This is a genomic window from Pseudomonas sp. GL_093 (assembly GCF_057837605.1).
The window spans coordinates 1,123,889-1,142,515 of the sequence record NZ_CM174448.1; the positions used below are offsets into that span (position 1 = coordinate 1,123,889).

The following is an 18,627-nucleotide window of genomic DNA, read 5'->3' on the forward strand; positions in this document are numbered from 1 at the left end:
TGAGATGAGTAAAAACAGGTACCCCAGACTACTAGGCTTATTGCCGCTGATCGGCACGTTGTTGCTGTCAGGCTGCAACATGACCTTGCTCGATCCCAAGGGCCAGGTTGGCCTGGACGAGCGAAACCTGATCATCACCGCAACGCTGCTGATGCTGTTGGTCGTGGTTCCGGTCATCATCATGACCTTCCTGTTCGCCTGGAAATACCGCGCGTCCAACACCGACGCCGTCTACACGCCGAAATGGTCGCACTCCACCAAGATCGAAATCGCGGTGTGGGCTGTTCCAGTGCTGATCATCATTGCCCTGGGTTACGTCACCTACAAGTCGACCCACGCGCTGGATCCTTACAAGCCGCTGGAATCCGACGTCAAGCCAATCACCATTGAAGTGGTCGCGCTGGACTGGAAGTGGATGTTCATCTATCCGGAACAAGGCATCGCCACCGTCAACAAGATCGTGTTCCCGGCGCACACGCCGATCAACTTCAAGATCACTTCCGACTCCGTGATGAACTCGTTCTTCATCCCGGCCCTGGGCGGCCAGATCTACGCGATGGCCGGCATGGAGACCAAACTGCACCTGATCGCCAACCAGAACGCTGAAATGGACGGTATCTCCGCCAACTACAGCGGCGCTGGTTTCACCGGTATGAAGTTCAAAGCTATCGCCACCTCTCAGGAAGATTTCGACGCCTGGGTCAGCGAAGTCAAAAAGGCACCTAAACAGCTTGAAAAAGCTGAATACGAAGCCCTTTCCAAGCCAAGCCAGAACAACCCAGTCGAGCTCTACTCCTCGGTCACGCCGAACCTGTTCCAGATCATCGTCGACAAGTACGAAGGTATGAATCCGGGCAAGCCGATGCACCACGAGAAGAAAGAGCACGAAATGGCCGCCATGGAAGGGATGGACATGAGTTCGCATTCAGCTGCCGGGGCAGAGGAGTAAACGATGTTTGGTAAATTAAGTTGGGAAGCGGTCCCGTTCCACGAACCGATCGTGATGATAACCATCGCCATGATCGCGCTCGGTGGTCTGGCGCTGTTCGCTGCAATCACCTATTTCAAGAAGTGGACCTACTTGTGGTCCGAGTGGCTGACCTCGGTCGACCACAAGAAAATCGGCGTGATGTACATCGTCGTTGCCATGGTCATGCTGCTGCGCGGTTTTGCCGACGCCATCATGATGCGTACCCAGTTGGCCATGGCCACCGAGGGTTCGCCTGGCTATCTGCCGCCTGAACACTATGACCAGATCTTCACCGCTCACGGTGTGATCATGATCATCTTCATGGCGATGCCATTCTTCACCGGCCTGATGAACCTTGCAGTGCCGCTGCAGATCGGCGCGCGTGACGTTGCCTTCCCGTTCCTGAACTCCTTGAGCTTCTGGCTGCTGGTGTCCGGCGTGGTGCTGATCAACCTGTCCCTGGGCGTCGGCGAATTCGCCAAGACCGGTTGGGTTGCCTATCCGCCGCTGTCGGGTCTGCAATACAGCCCGGGCGTGGGGATGGATTACTACATCTGGGCGCTACAGCTATCCGGGTTGGGCACGACGCTGACGGGGGTTAACTTCCTGGCCACCGTGCTGAAAATGCGTACCCCGGGCATGAAACTGATGGACATGCCGATCTTCACCTGGACCTGCACCTGGGCCAACGTCCTGATCGTGGCCTCGTTCCCGATCCTGACCGCTACCCTGGCACTGCTGACGCTTGACCGTTACATGGATTTCCACATTTTCACCAATGAACTTGGTGGCAATCCGATGATGTACGTCAACCTGTTCTGGGCCTGGGGTCACCCCGAGGTTTACATCCTGATTCTGCCGGCGTTCGGGATCTTCTCCGAAGTCATCTCGACCTTCACTGGCAAGCGTCTGTTCGGCCACCACTCGATGGTCTACGCATCGGGCGCGATTTCGATCCTGGGCTTCATGGTCTGGCTGCACCACTTCTTCACCATGGGTTCGGGTGCCAGCGTCAACGCCTTCTTCGGTCTGGCGACGATGCTGATTTCGATCCCGACGGGAGTGAAGCTATTCAACTGGCTGTTCACCATTTACCAAGGGCGTCTGCGTTTCACCAGCCAGGTTCTGTGGACCCTGGGCTTCATGGTGACCTTCGCCATCGGCGGCATGACCGGCGTACTGCTGGCCATCCCGGGTGCGGACTTCGTCCTGCACAACAGCCTGTTCGTGATCGCTCACTTCCACAACGTGATCATCGGCGGCGCGGTATTCGGCTACATCGCCGGCTTCGGCTTCTACTTCCCTAAAGCGTTCGGCTTCAAGCTGCACGAAGGTTGGGGCAAGGCAGCGTTCTGGTTCTGGATCTCGGGCTTCTTCGTCGCGTTCATGCCGCTCTATGCACTGGGCTTCATGGGCATGACCCGTCGTCTGAACGCCACCACCAACCCTGAGTGGGTGCCGTACCTGTACGTCGCCATGTTCGGTGCGGTGATGATCGCGGTCGGTATCGCCTGCCAGCTGATTCAGCTGTACGTCAGCGTGCGTGATCGCAACAAGCCGGAAAACATGTGCGAACACGGTGACCCGTGGAATGCACACACGCTGGAATGGTCGACCTCGTCGCCACCACCGTTCTACAACTTTGCCGTGCTGCCAAAAGCAGACACCATCGATCCGTTCACCGAAGCCAAGGAAAACGGTACCGCGTACAAGGCTCCGGCCCGTTACGAACCGATCCACATGCCAAACAACACCGCGACCGGTGTGGTCATGGGTGCTCTGTTGACCGTGTTCGGTTTCGCGATGATCTGGCACATCTGGTGGTTGGCCATCGTTGGCCTGGTTGGCACCGTGGGCTACTTCGTGATCCACGCTGCCCGCGATGATCAGGGCTATATGGTGCCGGTCGACGTGATCGAGCGCATCGAAGCCGAGCAGCACAAGCGTCTGGTAGCGGCCGGGAAAGTTCCAGCCACCGCCACCCGTGTTGAAACCTCGTTGGAACAGGCTTAAACCATGTCGAACTTAGTGACCACTGCTGGACACGCCCATGGCACGGACCATGGGCACGACGACCATCACCACGACTCGGGCGAGATGACCGTATTCGGTTTCTGGCTCTACCTGATGACCGACTGCATTCTGTTTGCGTCGATCTTCGCGGCGTACGCGGTACTGGTTAACAACGTAGCGGGTGGCCCGTCGGGCCACGACATCTTCGAGCTGCCGTACGTACTGGGCGAAACCGCTCTGCTGCTGTTCAGTTCGATCACCTACGGCTTCGCCATGCTGGCGTTGTTCAAGGGCAAGAAGAACCAGGTACTGGGCTGGCTGGGCATGACCTTCCTGTTCGGTGCCGGCTTCATCGGCATGGAGATCAACGAGTTCCACATGCTGATCTCCGAAGGCTTCGGTCCTAGCCGCAGCGGCTTCCTGTCCGGGTTCTTCACCCTGGTCGGCACCCACGGTCTGCACGTGACCAGCGGTCTGATCTGGATGGCGATCATGATGTACCAGGTGCAGAAAAACGGCCTGACGGCGACCAACAAGACTCGTCTGAGCTGCCTGAGCCTGTTCTGGCACTTCCTGGACGTGGTGTGGATCTGCGTATTCACCGTTGTTTATCTGATGGGGACTATGTAAATGGCTAACGCTCATTCCCACGATAGCCACGACGCCAGCCACGGCAGCGTCAAGTCTTACGCTATCGGTTTCATTCTGTCGGTAATCCTGACGGTCATTCCTTTCGGCCTGGTGATGTACCCATCGCTGCCGAAAGCCCTGACCCTGTGGATCGTACTGGCCTTCGCAGTCATCCAGGTGCTCGTGCACCTGGTGTACTTCCTCCACCTGGACCGCTCCGCTGCCCAGCGTAACAACGTGATTGCGTTTGTCTTCGCTGCACTGGTCATCGTCCTGTTGGTAGGCCTGTCGCTGTGGATCATGTACAGCATCCACACCAACATGATGGCGCACTGAGGAAAGTCCGGATGTCCTTTAAGCACTTTATCCAAATCACCAAACCGGGGATCATTTTCGGTAACGTGCTTTCTGTGGCGGGCGGATTTTTCCTGGCCTCGAAAGGGCATGTCGATCTGGCCATTTTCCTGGCCGCCATGATCGGCACGTCGCTGGTGGTGGCTTCCGGTTGCGTGTTCAACAACTGCATCGACCGCGACATCGACCTGAAGATGGAACGCACCAAGAACCGGGCGCTGGTCCAGGGCTTGATCTCCCTGAAACTGGCCCTGGCGTTTGCGACCGTCCTGGGTGTTTTCGGCGTTGCACTGTTGTACAAAGTGGCCAACCCGTTGGCCGCGTTGTTCGCGGTGATCGGCTTTGTCATCTACGTCGGCTTCTACAGCCTGTACCTCAAGCGCAAGTCGGTTCACGGCACGCTGGTGGGCAGTCTGTCGGGCGCCATGCCGCCGGTGATTGGCTACGTCGCTGTGACGAACAGCTTCGACATGGCCGCACTGACGTTGCTGGTGATGTTCAGCCTGTGGCAGATGCCGCATTCCTACGCCATCGCGATCTTCCGCTTCAACGATTACCTGGCCGCATCGATTCCGGTGCTGCCGGTGAAGCGCGGGATTGAAGTGGCGAAGAAGCACATCCTGCTCTACATCCTGGCGTTCCTCGTGGCGACCTTGATGCTGACCTTCAGCGGCTACGCCGGCATGAGCTACCTCGCCGTCGCCGCGGCCATGGGCATGTACTGGTTGTACATGGCCTGGACCGGTTACAAGGCAGTGGATGACACGGTCTGGGCACGCAAGCTGTTCGTGTTCTCGATCTTCACCATTACCGCGTTGAGCGTGATGATGTCGCTGGACTTTAAAGTGCCGAGTGAGCTGTTGCTGACTTACGCGCCTTAAGATTCAGAGGCTGCATTGAAAAGCCCCGCCTTCGAGAGAAGCGCGGGGCTTTTTATTGGGTTTCTTTTGGTAGACCACGTCGCCCCTATCGCGAGCAGGCTCGCTCCCACATTGGATCGGCGTTGCTGCCAATTTTGAGTACGAGGCTGAACCCCTGTGGGAGCGAGCTTGCTCGCGAAGGCCGCACCGCGGTCTATCAGGAAAACTCAGCTATCGAGCAACCGGAAAAACCGCTCCCGCACCTGGCTGTTATCGCTGTGCGCCACGTTGAAACGCAGGAAGTGGCTAGCGCTCGGCGCTTTGCTGAGCAGGGTGCCGGGGGCCAGTACAAGGTCGATTTCCAGGCCTTTCCTTGCCAGCGTTTCGGCATCCAGCCCTTCGGGCAATCGCGTCCAGATAAACAACCCTTCCCCCGGCAGCGAAGACACTGAGCAACCTGCCTCCTCCAGCCAACTCGTCACCCGACTGCTCGACTCATAAAGCCGATCCACGGTGCGCCGGGTATGTTTGGCATAGCTGCCATCACTGAGCATCGTGCAGATAATCTGCTCCGCCAGTTCCGAAGTCATGCCACCGGCGGCCATTTTGAGCGCAACCAGCCGTGCGGCCAGTTGCGGTGAAAGCACCGCGTAGCTGACGCGGCTGTTAGCCGTCAGAGTCTTGGAGAAACCGGACACGTAACTGACGTTGTCCAGCCCACCCGCCGCCAGACGTGGCGTGCTTCGTTGCTGCAAGTCGCAGTACAAATCGTCTTCGACGATGTGGAAACCATAGCGGTGGCTCAACTCCAGCAAGCGATAAACCTGCGCCGGGGAGAACGAATGCCCGGTCGGGTTGTGCAGGGTGCTGTTGGTCATGTAAAGCACGGGACGATGGGCAATCAGCAGTTGCTCGAAGACCTCAAGGTCCATGCCGTCACTCCCGCGGGGGATGGTGATGACCTTGGCACCATGCAAGGCCAGATTGGTGTGCATGGTGAAGTAACACGGATCGTCGAGCAGCACCGTGTCGCCAGGTTTGACCAGCAGGCGCATCAGCATGTCGATGGCCTGCACGGTGTTGGCCGTGGTGATGATCTGGTCCACCGGCACTTCGATGCCCAAGGTCGACAGCTTGACCCGCAACGCCTCGCGCAGCGGCAGGTAACCGCTGGCGACGCCGTATTCGCCCATGCGCAGGGAAGTTGCGCGCAGTGTGCCGCGCACGGCTTTCAGCAACTCGTCAGCCGGCAGCCACGAGGACGGCAGGAAACCGGCCCCAGGGCGCAGCGCGCCATTGTCCAGCAGCACCGCTCGGCGAACCACGCTGAGCGTGTCTTGAGGTTGCAGGTCCGGGCCGGCATCGGTCTTGATCGTGGTGCTGGAACGGTGCACGTAATGCCCCGAGCCCTGGCGTGAAACCACCAAACCCTTGGCCCGCAAGCGGTCCAGAGCATCCACCACGGTGGATTTGCCTACGTTCATCATCTCGGAGAGTTCGCGAATCGGCGGCAACCGGGAGCCGTGAGGCAAGCCTCCGTGGCTGATTGCCTCCGATAACTGATCGACGATCTGCTGAACCAGCGGTACACCCTGCTGGAACTCGATGGCGGCGATCACTGCGCGCTGAACCTGCATTTTACTGGTCTCTCCGGCAGTAAAGTTCGTTGGATTCTATACGAACTTGCTCTGATGAAAATAAGCGTCTCTCTCTACCATACCTTACAGACTTTCCTGATTGTCGGCGCCTGTGGCCTTGGCAATCGCTCGGTTCCAGAGGTGTTACATGAGTGTAGAAACAACGGTCGCCATAGCCAAACCAGTGATTAACATTCGGCTGTTCACAATCCGAATCATCACGGCCGTGTCGCTGTTTGCCGTGCTGGGCAAGGCCAACGTCTGGCTCGACACTGCCACCAACAGCATCCTTGCCCTCGGCTATCGGGCCTTGCTGTTGCTGTTGCCGTTGACCTTGTTGGTGTTGGGCCGGCGTTCGCTGAGCGTCACGTTGCTGTGCGCCGCCCTCGGATTGGTCTTGCTCGCGGTCACCAGCAACCAGGGCATGGTGATGTTCGCCGCCGCGTTGTTTGCCTACGGCATTGCGATTGCCGGTTACCTGATCAAGAGCGAAGCAGCGCAGACCAAAGAGGGCGCGGCCTACAACCGCGTCGCCATGAACATGGGCAGCCTGCTGGCGGGGCTGATTCTGCTCTCGCCCTTGTTGACCCCAACGATGTTTTTCCTCGGCGCCGCCGCATTCGTGCTGCTCTGTTTGCCCATCGCCATGGGCGCAACGTTCACCACTCAACCGGTCGTTGCCCACCCGGTGACCCAGGACGGCAGCGGCTGGCGTAACAAACTGCCGTGGGTGATCGCCGGCATCATCATGGGGATCAAACTGTTTGGCGTGTTCTCGATCCTGCCGCAAGCCATCCTGCTCGAAACCGGTGAATTACCGGCCTGGTATGGCCTGATGCTGATCCTCAACAGCGCGGTGGTGGTGTTCGCTCAGGTGCCGATGATGAAACTGATCGAACGCACCGGGCGCTTCAAGGTGGTCGCCGTGATCGGGATCATCGTCGGTGGTTTTGCGGTGCTCTCGTCTCCGGCCGCTTTTCACGTCGAAACCCTCGCTGGCGCGTTGATCTGGGTGGCGCTGCTGTCCCTCGCCGAATGTGCGTTCAGCTACCTCGATTACTTCTCCGTCAAACAAAACAACATGTTCGTCAAGGAAGTGTCCCTCGGCGTTGGCGCCGGGCTGACGGTGCTGATCATGCGGGTCGTGCCGCCGCCGTACAACGCACTGGTGCTGGCCGCCATTGGCGCGGGCGGGATCTTGGCCTGGTACTACCTCAACCGTAAATCCAATGCGTCGTTGCACGACTGAGTCATCGCGGTTGCGCTATTCACTTCACAGGTCGGAGGCTTCATGAATACGACATCATGCGTAGTCGTGGTCGGGTACAACGGCAATCGGGTTCACGACATCCAGAAACTGCGCGAGCTCTGCAAGACGCTCTATGACGCCCGGCTCATCTTGCTGGTCGATCAGATTCAGCCCGATGACGAGCAAGTGGCCGATCACGTCTGCAGCACTTCACTGGCGCCCGAAGCGGTAGCGGCCTCCCTGGAACTGGTGGTGGGCTGTCTGAACGCCGATCGATGGAAGCTGATCGGGGTTTTGCCTTTCTCCGACCGTGGCGTGTTGCTCGGTGCCGCGCTGGCTTCGCATTTCGGCCTGCCCGGCATCACCCCGGGCGAGGCGCGGGCGGGGCTGGACAAGCAGATCTTTCGCAAACTGGAAGCGGCTGCCAGCACTTCACCGGAGCATTACCGCCCGGTGTTTTCCGTACGCATCGAGAGCCTGCCCGAACTGCGCCAGAGGGTCATCGAACTGGGCGGCAAAGCATTCATCAAACCGGCTTGTGAAGGGGCGAGCAGAGGTTGTCGGGTCATCCATCATCCGTCTGAATGCGACGAGGCCTGGCACGCACTCAAGCCGTATCGCGAAGGTGGCATCGTCCTCGAAGAGCTGATCCAGAACGCCCGGGAATACAGCTGGGATTACGTGGCCGGCAGCACCTGGGTCACCGAGAAAACCACCACTGAAGGCGCCTATCGCGCGGAAATCCAGCAGGTGGTGCCCGCGCCGTTGACGGCCGATGTGCAGGCTCGATTGTCGGCAGCGGGTCGGCACATGTCGGCGTTGGTCTCGGTGGATAACGGCGCCTACCACAACGAAGTTTTCCTGCGCGCCGACGGCCTGACCTCGGCAGTGGAAACCAACATGCGCCCCGGCGGCATGCACATCTGGGACCTGGCCCGTCTGGCGTTCGTGGATTTCGATCCGTGGGAAAGCTGGGTCAGATGGGCGGTGGAAGGCAAGACCGAACACCATGATCCCGTCGCCCGGGGTTACTGCGGCATCCGTCTGCTCAGAGCGCCGGCTGACGGTCTTTTGCGCGCCACGCCAGACATCGAATCGCTGGCCCGAAAACTGAACATCGAACTGGTGGAAGCGCTGTATGCCAAGCGCGTCGGTGATTCGGTCACGGCATTGGTGAAAGACAACACCTCATTCATCGGCCACATCGTGTTGTTCAGCAAGGACTACGGACAACTCAGCGACAACCTGTTGCGGCTGGCAGAAGCGATCGAGTCACGCGTCGAGGTCACCTGTCTGGCCCCGGCGACGAGGGCCTGTGGCTGAGCGGTGGGACCTGCGTTTTTTTGCATTATTGATTCAGAGGGTTTGGTAAATGATTGAGCAAAAGAGCTGTGATGAGCGTTTCATCGACCTGGCAAAAGAGCTCGGCTATGACATCTACGGCGAGAACACCGCCGGCGGGCATTATGCCCCGCTGGTTCGGCATCATGATGAGCTGTACATCAGCGGTCTGGTGCCGCGCATGAACGGCAAAATCCAGTACCCCGGCAGAGTCGGCCTGGAATTGAACATGGCGGATGCTCAAACGGCAGCCAGCATCAGTGCGATGCGCGGGCTGGCGCTGATCGTTGATGCCATTGGTTCGCTGGATAAAATAAAGTCGCTGATACGGATAACGGTCTATGTGAAATCCACGGCAGACTTTGTTGATCTCAGCGAAGTGGCCAATGGCGCGTCGGATGTATTCAGTCATGTATTGGGGGACGCCGGTAAACATACCCGAACGACCGTGGGTGTTTATCAGTTACCGAAAAATGCTGCGATAGAAGTCGACATGATTGCAGCGCTGAAACCGTCAGCGTTATAAGTGTTAGTTGTTCGGCTTTACAGCGCTGAATGGTTGGCCTAAGGTTCGGTCATTAAAGTCGACAACATAAGTTGGAACTCGCGATGAATAACGTTCAAGGTGCGTTTTTTTCATATAAGGACTTTCGCCAGAGTTTGCACCAGCCGCCGGTCAGTGCACAGGTTTGGCGGAGGGGTGAACTGACAGGCATGCGTCAGAGCCTCGAGGCCAGCGAAGTCGATATTGTTGCGCTGGCCCACGACAACAGCATCGAAGGTTGCAAGTTGACGCCAGGGATGGCGGTGTCCATGCAATGGTTGAAACCGGGCGCGGTGTTGAACGGGCATGCTCATTCGTGGTGGCACCTGTTCATCATTCAGTCCGGCCGCGGCGCGTTGACCTTGGGCGATGCCGATGAAGTGAGCGTCAGCATGGGCGATGTTTTGTTGGTGCCGGCATGGACCCGGCACGGCTTCGTCAACACCAGCGACGACGAGCCGCTGGTGATGCTGAACATGAGCAACATGCCGCAAATGGCGTCGCTCTCCAATCTGGGCGATCGCCAGGCCTGATCACTGTCCAACCGTCATGTTCCCTTCGTTGCACACCAGGGAGTCAGCGTTCGCTGACTCCCTTTTTCTTTTCTGTGACCCCTGCAAAATCCTCCCGGCGATCTGCGTTTTTGAACTTTCTGTATCGATAGAAACAGATAATTTCTGTATCTGTTCAGCGCTTGATCAACTAACTACGATCACTTCCAAGGCAACGGATTAATGTGGTTAATGCAAGGGAGCGTTCTATGGAAAGTACAAAGCTTAAACTCTATGTCGGCGCAGATTTTGTCAGTGCTTTTGCAATGTCGGCTTTTGTGGCGCTCAAGGAAAAGCAACTTTCGTTTGAACTGGTCACGCTGGATTTAAAGGCGCGGGATAACTATCAAGCGAGTTATCGTGATCTGTCTCTCACCTGCAAGATCCCCACGCTCATTCACCAGGGTTTCGCATTGTCGGAATCTTCGGCCATTGCCGAATACCTGGAAGAAGTAGCGCCGGGGCATAACAGACTATTGCCGCTGGACATCAAGCAGCGCGCTCGCGCCCGTCAACTCCAGGCCTGGTTGCGCAGCGATTTGCTGGTCATTCGCAAAGAACGCCCGGCGGATCTTATTTATTTCGGCAAAAAAGATACCCCGCTGTCCGACGATGCCCTGGCCGCCGTCGACCGGTTGTTCTTTGTCGCCGATCGATTGCTGGAGGGGGGCGCCGAGCATCTGTTCGGTGACTGGAGCATTGCCGACACCGACCTGGCAATCATGCTCAACCGACTGGTCGCCAATGGTGATCAGGTTCCCTCCCGACTCGCCGCGTATGTCCGCCGCCAGTGGGATCGCGACAGTGTTCGGGCATGGATGGACATAGAGCGCGCAGCGCCGGCCATCCAGTAAGAACTGCCAGCCAATCACCAGGAGCGCTGCCATGCAGGGAATGTCGGAGCAGGAACGCTACAAGCCCTATAACTCACGCACCATTCGAGACACGCCGTACTGGCAGAAACTGACGCCAGCGTTGCAGGAAGCCATGACCGTCGTGGCCCGGGTCATGCCGTTTCGCACCAATGAATATGTACTGGGCACGTTGATCGACTGGAACAACATCCCGGACGATCCGATTTTCCGCATGACCTTTCCCCACAAGGACATGCTGCTGCCGGACGAGTACGCGTCGCTCAAGCAACTGATCGAACGGGATGACAGTGTCGCCATCAAGCGGCGGATCGAGGCGATCTGGTTGCGGATGAACCCGCATCCGGCCGGGCAACTGACGCATAACGGCGCGACTCTCGACGGAAAAGTCCTGCCGGGTATTCAGCACAAGTACCGCGAAACCGTGCTGTTTTTCCCCGGTGCCGGCCAGACCTGTCACGCCTACTGCACGTTCTGTTTCCGCTGGGCGCAGTTCATCGGCGAAGAAGAACTCAAGTTCAATGCGCGCGAATCCCAGGAGTTGGTGAGTTACCTGCGGGTGCACACCGAAGTCACCGATGTGCTGATCACCGGTGGCGATCCAATGATCATGAATACCCGTTCGCTGGCGGGGTACATCGAGCCGTTGCTGGACTTGCCTCACCTGAAAAGCATCCGTATCGGCACCAAATCCGTGGCGTATTGGCCGCAACGGTTTGTCAGCGACAAGGATGCGCCCGAACTGCTGGAGCTGTTTAAGCGGATCGTCGCGGCGGGGAAAAACCTCTCGATCATGGGGCACTACAACCACCCGGTGGAGATCCGTCAGGACATTGCCCGCCAGGCCATCGAACGCATTCGCTCCAGCGGCGCCACGTTGCGCATGCAGGCGCCGGTGATTCGGCACATCAACGAGAACCCCGCTGATTGGGCGGCGCTCTGGACCGAAGGCGTGCGGCTCGGCGCGGTGCCTTATTACATGTTTGTCGAGCGCGATACCGGCCCCAGCCATTATTTCGCGATGCCGCTGGCCCGGGCATTCGAGATCTTTCAGGCGGCGTATCGCACGGTGTCCGGATTGGCGCGCACGGTTCGTGGTCCGTCCATGAGCACCTTCTACGGCAAGGTGTTGATCAACGGCATCGAAACCGTGGCCGGGGAAAAAGTCTTCGTGCTGCAGTTCCTCCAGGCTCGCGATCCGCAATGGGTGTTGCGCACGTTCTATGCGCGATTCGATCCGCAAGCGACCTGGTTCGATGAGTTGCGGCCGGCGTTCGGTGAGCGCTTGTTCTTCTTTCAGCCCGAGCCTGATCTTGTGGTTGCTCCGGCGCCCGAATTGATACCGGTTCTGCTCGAAACGGCGTAGGACGATTCATCAGGAGATATGGATATGAGCGGTATTCCGTTTGATCAGCGAGAAGGTTTCATCTGGCTCGACGGCGAGTTCGTCGAGTGGTCCCAGGCGCGGCTGCATGTGCTGACCCATGGTCTGCACTACGCGAGCACGGTGTATGAGGGAGAGCGTGTCTACAACGGCAAGATCTTCAAACTGCGCGAACACAGCGAGCGTTTGTATCGCTCGGCTCAGTTGATGGATTTCGTCATTCCCTATGAGCTTGCCGAACTGGAAGCGGCCAGCCATGAGCTGCTGCAACGCAACAACGTGGTCGACGGTTATCTGCGGCCAGTGGCCTGGCGCGGCAGTGAAATGATTTCCACCTCGGCTCGCTTCAACAGCGTCCATGTGGCGATCGCCTGCTGGCAATGGCCGAGCTATTTCGACCCGGCCGGGCACATGGCCGGCATTCGTTTGAAAACCGCTGAGTGGCGTCGTCCGCCACCGAGCTGCAGCCCGTTTGAAGCCAAGGCATCCGGGCATTATCAGATCGCCACGCTGAGCAAGCACGATGCTGAAAACAACGGTTACCACGACGCCTTGATGCTCGACTGGCGCGGCAACGTTGCCGAAGCCACCAGCGCCAACGTGTTCTTCGTCAAAGGTCGGACGTTGCACACGCCGGTGCCGGATTGTTTCCTCAACGGTATTACCCGTCAGACCGTCATCGAACTGGCCAGGGCGCTGGATTACCAAGTGGTCGAGCGAACCATTGTTCCTACGGAGCTTGGCGACTTCGACGAGTGTTTTCTCACCGGGACCGCTGCCGAAATCACACCCGTGCAGCGCATTGATGAACATCGCTATCGACCGGGCAACGCCTGCCGCGAATTCATTGCCGCCTACACCTCAACCGTCAACGCCTGATAAACAGCCAGGAATCTCACCATGTCAGATCAAGGGATTGTCGCGTCTAAACCTTACGTTTCACTGGGCCACCGCCATGAAGAATTGTCGGCGCGAGGCTGGACGGTGTTGACGCCGGACGAGTTCGCCGACGACGTGCTTGGCACGCTGCAGGAATTCGGCCCGGTCATTCCGCAATTCAACGGGCAAACCGCGTTCGCCATCACCCGCAAGCCGGGGTACGAAGACTTGCCGTATTCTCAGAGCATGAACGGCATCGGCCCGCACACCGAAGCGCCGGTTTACGGACCGCCGCCGCGCTACCTGGCGTTGCATTGTCATCAACAGGCCACGTGCGGTGGCGGGCATACAGGGCTGGTGGACGGTTATGAATTGCTGGCGTTCCTTGAACGCACGGATCCCGAGCTGCGTGAATGGATCGACGACACGCCTGTGGAGTTCGTCGCCACCGCCAAACCAGGTGAAGCCGCACAACGCCGGGTCAAGGAATACATCCTGACGCCTACAGAAGACGGGGATATTTTCCGCTTCAGCTACAACCAGTTTCACTACGGCGATGTGAATCCTTCCAAGGAAGCGCTGCTGCACTCGCAAGTCGCCAATAGCTCGTCGCCACTGGCCAGGTTTGCAGTCCTGGGCGAAGCGTATTTCGTTGAGCACAACACACCGGTGCTGATTCCCGACGGATGCCTGCTGATTTGGGACAACTGGCGAATGATCCATGCCCGCAGCCGATACACTGACCCGGCGCGAAACCTGACCCGCTACTGGCTGGCCTGAATCATCCGTCGCCCTTAATTCTATTGGCGTACCCGTCATCGGGTACGCGTCCTACAGGTATCGCGTCATGCAAACAGCAATCGAGATCGCCAAGGTCGATCATCAACTGGTCGTGCGGCTCAATCAGGCCTGGACCAAAAGAGCCACGGTGTGTGCACCGGACAGGGCCGAGGCCAGCGAAGCGTTCGATCCGGCACGTCCGGATTACCCGGAGTGCATGGTGCCGTTTTTCCATCATCCGAAATTCCAGGCCCTGAGCGATGAACTCAAAAGCACCGTGGTGACCTGGGGCTGGATCGGCTACAACCTGCGCACGGTGACCGCCGAAGAGCATGTGGTGAACCCGGCACTGAGCGTCATCGCCAATCAATACCTGGGCAAGGATGACTGGCATTTTCGCGAGGCCATGCAACAGACGTTGATCGACGAGCACTACCACACGCTCATGCACCTGCGGGCGATCGAACGGACCAAGCTGGAGCGAGCGCTCGATCAGGATCTGGATCTACCACCGTCGGTCACCTACCTGCGGCTGATCGCCCTGCGCGAAGAACTGCCGGAGCAGTGGCAGCGCGACCTGGCGGCGATCACCTTTGCGGTGGTGGCCGAGATCAGCGTCAACGCCTATCTGGATTTGCTGGCCGACGATCAAAGCATTCAACCGCAAAACCGCCGCGTGGCCGAACTGCATAACCGCGACGAATATGCCCACAGCAAAATTCTCGCCGAAGTGGCGAAGGTCATGTACGCGAACATGCAGCCGACCCAACGGGCGTTTTTCGCTCGTACGTTGTCGGTGGCGCTGAGTGCTTTTGTCGCCCAGGACTACTCGATGTGGGAGGCAATTCTTACGCAGCTCGGGGTCGAGGATGCCGCGCTGATCATCGCCGACACCCGGGAGAGCAACAAGAACGCCACGATCATGCGGGACTACAGTGGTCTGCATCGTCTGGCCCAGGATCTGGGCATCAGCGACGAGATCGATTTCGACTTCCGTCCGACCCTCAAAGCCACCGCAGCGGCCTGAACCAGGAGGTGAATATGTCCGTTCCTGTGTACGAAGTGTTCGCGATCCGTGTCGGCGCCAATGCCCAGCGCACCGCCCGGGAGAACTTTCTCTACGACGCCTGCTGCGGCGATCCCAATGCGTCGATGCCGTTGGATTACTACTTCTGGGTCATTCGTAACGAGCAGCAGGTGATCGTGGTCGACACCTGTTTCCAACCGGCCACGGCAGACCGGCGCAACCGTCAGATGTATCGCCTGCCGGAAGAATCCCTACGCCAACTGGATATTGATCCGGCACAGGTCGACAACCTGATCCTCACCCATTTGCACTGGGATCACGCCGGCAACCTGGGGCTTTTTCCGAAGGCCACGGTGCATCTGCAAGAAGCGGAACTGCGCTTCTGCACCGGGCCGAAAATGGCCCATCACACGGTGAACAAAACCTACGAGGTCGACGACGTGATGTCGGCGCTTCCACCGCTGTTCGAGGGCCGGATGCGTTTGCACACCGGCACGGTCGAGGTGATTCCCGGTGTAACGTTGCACCCGGTGGGCGGGCATACACCGGGTAGCCAAGTCGTGCGGGTGAACACCGAGCGCGGGTGGATTGTTCTGGCCTCGGATGCCGCGCACTTGTGGGCCAACATCCGTCAGCGCAGTCCATTTCCGATTCTGGATGATCTGGCGCAGACGCTTGAGGCGTTCAGTCTCATCGATAGCCTGGCCGACGGCGAAGACCATGTCATTCCCGGCCATGACCCGCTGATTGCCGAGCGTTTTCCCCATTGGAATGACGATCCGCACATCATTTGTCTGCACCAAAACCCGATCTGAACCCAACACTGAACCCTTGTAGCAGCTGCCGAGCCTGCGAGGCTGCGTTCGGCTGCGAAGCAGTCGTCAATCCTGCCACTTCGGTCTACCTGAAACACCGCGATGGATGGTTTTACGACTGCTCCGCAGCCGAACGCAGCCTCGCAGGCTCGGCAGCTGCTACACGGGTGTGTTTAGCGCTGGTTCTTGAGGAGTTGGCCGAGGGTCGCCAGCGCTTCATCTATGCGGGGTGAATACGGCGCGCCGCAACCAATGCGCACAAAGTGATTGAAACGCTGGGCGTTGGAAAAGATATCCCCAGGCGAAATCTGGATACCGGCCTTCAACGCCTCATGGAAAAACGCCATGGACGAATGCTGGCGCGGCAGTTCCACCCATAACAACGTACCGCCCCGAGGGGAGGTCACGCAGGTGCCGGCGGGAAAGTAGCGAATGATCGCCGCGCTCATTTGCTGGCGTTGGTGAGTCAGGATTTTCCTCAAGCGGCGTAGGTAACGTTCGTAGGACGGTGTCTTCATGAACGCACTGACCGCCAGTTGCGACAACGCCTCACATCCCCGGGACTGAGTGTGTTTGAGCATTTCCACGCGGTCGTGCCATTTCCCCGCGCTGATCCAGCCCAGGCGTATGCCCGGTGCCAGGGTTTTGTTCAGGGATGCGCAATAGATCACGTTGTCGGTGCGGTCCCAGTGCTTGAGCGTGGACAGCGGCTGCTCGGTATCCACCAGATCGCCATAGGTGTCGTCTTCGATCAGCACCGTGGCGTGCTCGGCGCACAGCTGCACCAGCCGCGCCTTGTTGGCGTCGGGCATGATGCTGCCCAGCGGATTTTGCAGGTTGGGAATGACAATCAGCGCCTGAACTCGTTCGGGGCCTTTTAGCAATTGTTCGAGGGCGAACAGATTGATTCCGGCATGCGAGGTCGCCGGAACCTCCAGCACCCGCAGGTTCAGGCTTTCAAGAATTTGCAGCAAACCGTAAAAGGTCGGCGACTCCACGGCCACGGTGTCGCCTGGCTGGGTGACCGCGCGCAAGGCCAGGTTGATCGCTTCGGTCGCACCGTTGGTGATCACAATCTTTTCCGCTGGCAGGTTGGACTTTGCGGTCAGCGCCCGTCGCGCAAGAATACTGCGCAATGTGCTGTTGCCGCAGGTGGAACCCGCCGCGCCGAGCAAGTGCGGATCGTGACGCAGCGCCTTGATCATATGATCTTGCAGGATCTTCAACGGATAGAGTTCCGACGCGCAGAAGGCACTGGCGAAATTGACCTTGATCGTCGCGCGCTGACTGGCCTTGAGGACCGATGACACCTGCTCGTGAATGCCGACGTAGACGCCGGTGTCCAGCGGCGGGGGAGGCGCGATCGGGACGGGTTTGCGCAACGTATCGGGCTGGCGAATGTAGTTGCCGGAGCGCGGCCGGGCTTCCAGGACTCCACAGTCCTCGAGTTCCCGGCAAACCTGCACCGCGGTCGACAGGCTGACGGCGTGTTTTTCCATCATCAACCGAATGGAGGGGAATCGTTCACCGGTTTTCAAGGTGCCGCTGCGGATCGCGTCGAGGTAGTGGTTGGCCAACTGACGGTAAAGGGGAGTTGTGTTCATGATGACCTCAGCAATCGCACCACTGAAGTCTTGGGCTGGAAAGTGAGTTGACGCTCCCTGCAGGCGGACCCGTGGTGCTGAAGGGTTAAGGAAGAGTGTTTTTCTGGCGCCGAACCACCGTGGCATGAGTGCTTTTGGGCATTGATTGCCGAATGAGGTGGCACTTTGCAACTGTCTCGGTGTGGGCGACGACGACAGGAAGGGAAATGGTGGGTTTTATAAAATCGCGGGCAATAAAAAGCCCCGCTCTAGGGCGGGGCTCTTGGGTCAGTGGCGCCCGAAGCGCTGCTGATGGATCGTATTATTGCGCGGCGATGCTGTAGCCATCGAACGCGGTTTGCTGCTGAAGCGCGGTGATGATGTTCTTGCGGTTAACCGCTTGTTCGGCCCCGGCATTGTCCAGGAAGGTTTCGCTTTCCAGCTCCGCTTCTTCGCCTTCGCCGACGAAGGTAAAGCCCAGGAACTCCAGCGCTTCACGGTCAACGCTCAGACGCGAACGCGGGGTGCGCAGCGGCAACGTCACGCTGATACCGTCTTTGCTGATGGTGAACACTTCGACATCTTTCTTGGCGCGAGCAGCCTTGCTTTTGCCACTGCTCGGGTTGCTGATGGCCTGGTGGGTCTGGTTCAGCACTTTCAGTGCGAGGCCATAGACCAATTCCTGAAATGCGGGGTCGTCCTTGAAACTGGAGAGAATCCGGCTGATCGGAAATTTGCTGCTCAAGTCTTCCAGGGCAGCAATGTCGGCAGCCTCGGCGTCCTTGAGCTGCTTGAGTTCGCCCATCAATTGGTAGGCTTTATCGTCGTCGAAGCTGTCGTGAGCGTGGCGAATCGCGGCGCGCAGCTCGCGGATCTGGTCGCTTTCCCGGGTGGACTGGAAAGCGTCCAGGACCATCTCGCTGATGGTCTTGGCCTGGGGCACGTGCTGTGAAAGATTGATGGAGTTTTCGTATTCCGCTTTGGACGACAAGGTGACTACGGATTCAGCGGTATTGGAATCGGACATTGAAATTTCACTACTTCTTTTAACTTGGGTTGAGGCGAGAAAGCTCTGGGCCTTTTCAGGCCGCCTAATCTATTGGACCGAGGCGGCGTTGTCACGGATGAACAGGCGGCT

Annotated in this window: 17 protein-coding genes and 1 pseudogene; 15 read left to right on the top strand and 3 right to left on the bottom strand. The window is 58.5% G+C overall.

The window, feature by feature from the left end; translation table 11 throughout:
• The first annotated feature begins 4 nt into the window (after positions 1 to 4).
• The 5 genes from cyoA to cyoE are packed head-to-tail and all read left to right on the top strand — an operon-like array spanning position 5 to position 4,848.
• The gene (gene cyoA, locus AC3IUE_RS04950) at positions 5 to 949 is read left to right on the top strand and encodes a ubiquinol oxidase subunit II (RefSeq protein WP_056743111.1); all 945 of its coding nucleotides are present in this window, start codon (positions 5 to 7) and stop codon (positions 947 to 949) included.
• A 3-nt stretch (positions 950 to 952) separates the two neighbouring features.
• A complete protein-coding gene (gene cyoB / locus AC3IUE_RS04955; protein WP_056743113.1) occupies positions 953 to 2,983 on the top strand; it encodes a cytochrome o ubiquinol oxidase subunit I in 2,031 nt (676 codons plus the stop codon).
• Positions 2,984 to 2,986: 3 nt separating this feature from the next.
• On the top strand, positions 2,987 to 3,613 hold the full coding sequence (locus AC3IUE_RS04960) for a cytochrome o ubiquinol oxidase subunit III (RefSeq protein ID WP_008147627.1): 627 nt from the start codon (positions 2,987 to 2,989) through the stop codon (positions 3,611 to 3,613).
• Positions 3,614 to 3,949: a cytochrome o ubiquinol oxidase subunit IV gene (gene cyoD / locus AC3IUE_RS04965; protein ID WP_033061037.1), complete on the top strand. Its 336-nt coding sequence runs from the start codon at positions 3,614 to 3,616 to the stop codon at positions 3,947 to 3,949.
• An 11-nt stretch (positions 3,950 to 3,960) separates the two neighbouring features.
• Positions 3,961 to 4,848, top strand: coding sequence for a heme o synthase (gene cyoE / locus AC3IUE_RS04970; RefSeq protein ID WP_008147631.1), 888 nt, complete (start codon positions 3,961 to 3,963; stop codon positions 4,846 to 4,848).
• Between the two features lie 206 nt (positions 4,849 to 5,054).
• On the opposite strand, the gene AC3IUE_RS04975 is transcribed toward cyoE, so the two are convergent.
• The gene (locus tag AC3IUE_RS04975; protein ID WP_489265910.1) at positions 5,055 to 6,464 is read right to left on the bottom strand and encodes an aminotransferase-like domain-containing protein; all 1,410 of its coding nucleotides are present in this window, start codon (positions 6,462 to 6,464) and stop codon (positions 5,055 to 5,057) included.
• Positions 6,465 to 6,612: 148 nt separating this feature from the next.
• Between AC3IUE_RS04975 and AC3IUE_RS04980 the strand changes: the two genes are divergently transcribed.
• The 10 genes and pseudogenes from AC3IUE_RS04980 (at position 6,613) to AC3IUE_RS05025 (ending at position 15,906) form a co-directional block, all read left to right on the top strand.
• Positions 6,613 to 7,713, top strand: a complete 1,101-nt coding sequence (locus AC3IUE_RS04980; protein WP_046045957.1) for an MFS transporter — start codon at positions 6,613 to 6,615, stop codon at positions 7,711 to 7,713.
• A 42-nt stretch (positions 7,714 to 7,755) separates the two neighbouring features.
• On the top strand, positions 7,756 to 9,036 hold the full coding sequence (locus AC3IUE_RS04985; RefSeq protein WP_489265913.1) for a biotin carboxylase: 1,281 nt from the start codon (positions 7,756 to 7,758) through the stop codon (positions 9,034 to 9,036).
• Positions 9,037 to 9,085: 49 nt separating this feature from the next.
• A complete protein-coding gene (locus AC3IUE_RS04990) occupies positions 9,086 to 9,580 on the top strand; it encodes a RidA family protein (RefSeq protein WP_046045959.1) in 495 nt (164 codons plus the stop codon).
• 83 nt (positions 9,581 to 9,663) lie between these two features.
• Positions 9,664 to 10,122, top strand: a pseudogene (locus AC3IUE_RS04995) (cupin domain-containing protein); the annotation flags it as partial.
• A 236-nt stretch (positions 10,123 to 10,358) separates the two neighbouring features.
• Positions 10,359 to 11,003: a glutathione transferase gene (gene yfcF / locus AC3IUE_RS05000; RefSeq protein ID WP_461961253.1), complete on the top strand. Its 645-nt coding sequence runs from the start codon at positions 10,359 to 10,361 to the stop codon at positions 11,001 to 11,003.
• Positions 11,004 to 11,034: 31 nt separating this feature from the next.
• On the top strand, positions 11,035 to 12,387 hold the full coding sequence (locus AC3IUE_RS05005) for a KamA family radical SAM protein (RefSeq protein WP_461997045.1): 1,353 nt from the start codon (positions 11,035 to 11,037) through the stop codon (positions 12,385 to 12,387).
• A gap of 24 nt (positions 12,388 to 12,411) precedes the next feature.
• On the top strand, positions 12,412 to 13,284 hold the full coding sequence (locus AC3IUE_RS05010) for a branched-chain amino acid aminotransferase (RefSeq protein WP_095132930.1): 873 nt from the start codon (positions 12,412 to 12,414) through the stop codon (positions 13,282 to 13,284).
• A gap of 21 nt (positions 13,285 to 13,305) precedes the next feature.
• Positions 13,306 to 14,064 (top strand): TauD/TfdA family dioxygenase, encoded by a 759-nt coding sequence (locus tag AC3IUE_RS05015; RefSeq protein ID WP_046045964.1) that lies wholly within the window; start codon positions 13,306 to 13,308, stop codon positions 14,062 to 14,064.
• 67 nt (positions 14,065 to 14,131) lie between these two features.
• On the top strand, positions 14,132 to 15,091 hold the full coding sequence (locus tag AC3IUE_RS05020) for a diiron oxygenase (RefSeq protein ID WP_489265916.1): 960 nt from the start codon (positions 14,132 to 14,134) through the stop codon (positions 15,089 to 15,091).
• Between the two features lie 14 nt (positions 15,092 to 15,105).
• The gene (locus AC3IUE_RS05025) at positions 15,106 to 15,906 is read left to right on the top strand and encodes an N-acyl homoserine lactonase family protein (RefSeq protein WP_489265918.1); all 801 of its coding nucleotides are present in this window, start codon (positions 15,106 to 15,108) and stop codon (positions 15,904 to 15,906) included.
• A 173-nt stretch (positions 15,907 to 16,079) separates the two neighbouring features.
• Here the strand turns inward: AC3IUE_RS05025 and AC3IUE_RS05030 are convergent, their stop codons facing one another.
• Both AC3IUE_RS05030 and AC3IUE_RS05035 read right to left on the bottom strand, forming a co-directional pair.
• Positions 16,080 to 17,510: an aminotransferase-like domain-containing protein gene (locus tag AC3IUE_RS05030; protein ID WP_489265920.1), complete on the bottom strand. Its 1,431-nt coding sequence runs from the start codon at positions 17,508 to 17,510 to the stop codon at positions 16,080 to 16,082.
• 301 nt (positions 17,511 to 17,811) lie between these two features.
• Positions 17,812 to 18,516, bottom strand: a complete 705-nt coding sequence (locus tag AC3IUE_RS05035) for a hypothetical protein (protein WP_461997051.1) — start codon at positions 18,514 to 18,516, stop codon at positions 17,812 to 17,814.
• Positions 18,517 to 18,627: the final 111 nt, after the last annotated feature.

Coding starts and splice junctions, on each gene's coding strand:
- cyoA (WP_056743111.1), top strand. CDS start 5: ATGAGTAAAAACAGGTACCCCAGACTACTAGGCTTATTGCCGCTGATC.
- cyoB (WP_056743113.1), top strand. CDS start 953: ATGTTTGGTAAATTAAGTTGGGAAGCGGTCCCGTTCCACGAACCGATC.
- AC3IUE_RS04960 (WP_008147627.1), top strand. CDS start 2,987: ATGTCGAACTTAGTGACCACTGCTGGACACGCCCATGGCACGGACCAT.
- cyoD (WP_033061037.1), top strand. CDS start 3,614: ATGGCTAACGCTCATTCCCACGATAGCCACGACGCCAGCCACGGCAGC.
- cyoE (WP_008147631.1), top strand. CDS start 3,961: ATGTCCTTTAAGCACTTTATCCAAATCACCAAACCGGGGATCATTTTC.
- AC3IUE_RS04975 (WP_489265910.1), bottom strand. CDS start 6,464: ATGCAGGTTCAGCGCGCAGTGATCGCCGCCATCGAGTTCCAGCAGGGT.
- AC3IUE_RS04980 (WP_046045957.1), top strand. CDS start 6,613: ATGAGTGTAGAAACAACGGTCGCCATAGCCAAACCAGTGATTAACATT.
- AC3IUE_RS04985 (WP_489265913.1), top strand. CDS start 7,756: ATGAATACGACATCATGCGTAGTCGTGGTCGGGTACAACGGCAATCGG.
- AC3IUE_RS04990 (WP_046045959.1), top strand. CDS start 9,086: ATGATTGAGCAAAAGAGCTGTGATGAGCGTTTCATCGACCTGGCAAAA.
- yfcF (WP_461961253.1), top strand. CDS start 10,359: ATGGAAAGTACAAAGCTTAAACTCTATGTCGGCGCAGATTTTGTCAGT.
- AC3IUE_RS05005 (WP_461997045.1), top strand. CDS start 11,035: ATGCAGGGAATGTCGGAGCAGGAACGCTACAAGCCCTATAACTCACGC.
- AC3IUE_RS05010 (WP_095132930.1), top strand. CDS start 12,412: ATGAGCGGTATTCCGTTTGATCAGCGAGAAGGTTTCATCTGGCTCGAC.
- AC3IUE_RS05015 (WP_046045964.1), top strand. CDS start 13,306: ATGTCAGATCAAGGGATTGTCGCGTCTAAACCTTACGTTTCACTGGGC.
- AC3IUE_RS05020 (WP_489265916.1), top strand. CDS start 14,132: ATGCAAACAGCAATCGAGATCGCCAAGGTCGATCATCAACTGGTCGTG.
- AC3IUE_RS05025 (WP_489265918.1), top strand. CDS start 15,106: ATGTCCGTTCCTGTGTACGAAGTGTTCGCGATCCGTGTCGGCGCCAAT.
- AC3IUE_RS05030 (WP_489265920.1), bottom strand. CDS start 17,510: ATGAACACAACTCCCCTTTACCGTCAGTTGGCCAACCACTACCTCGAC.
- AC3IUE_RS05035 (WP_461997051.1), bottom strand. CDS start 18,516: ATGTCCGATTCCAATACCGCTGAATCCGTAGTCACCTTGTCGTCCAAA.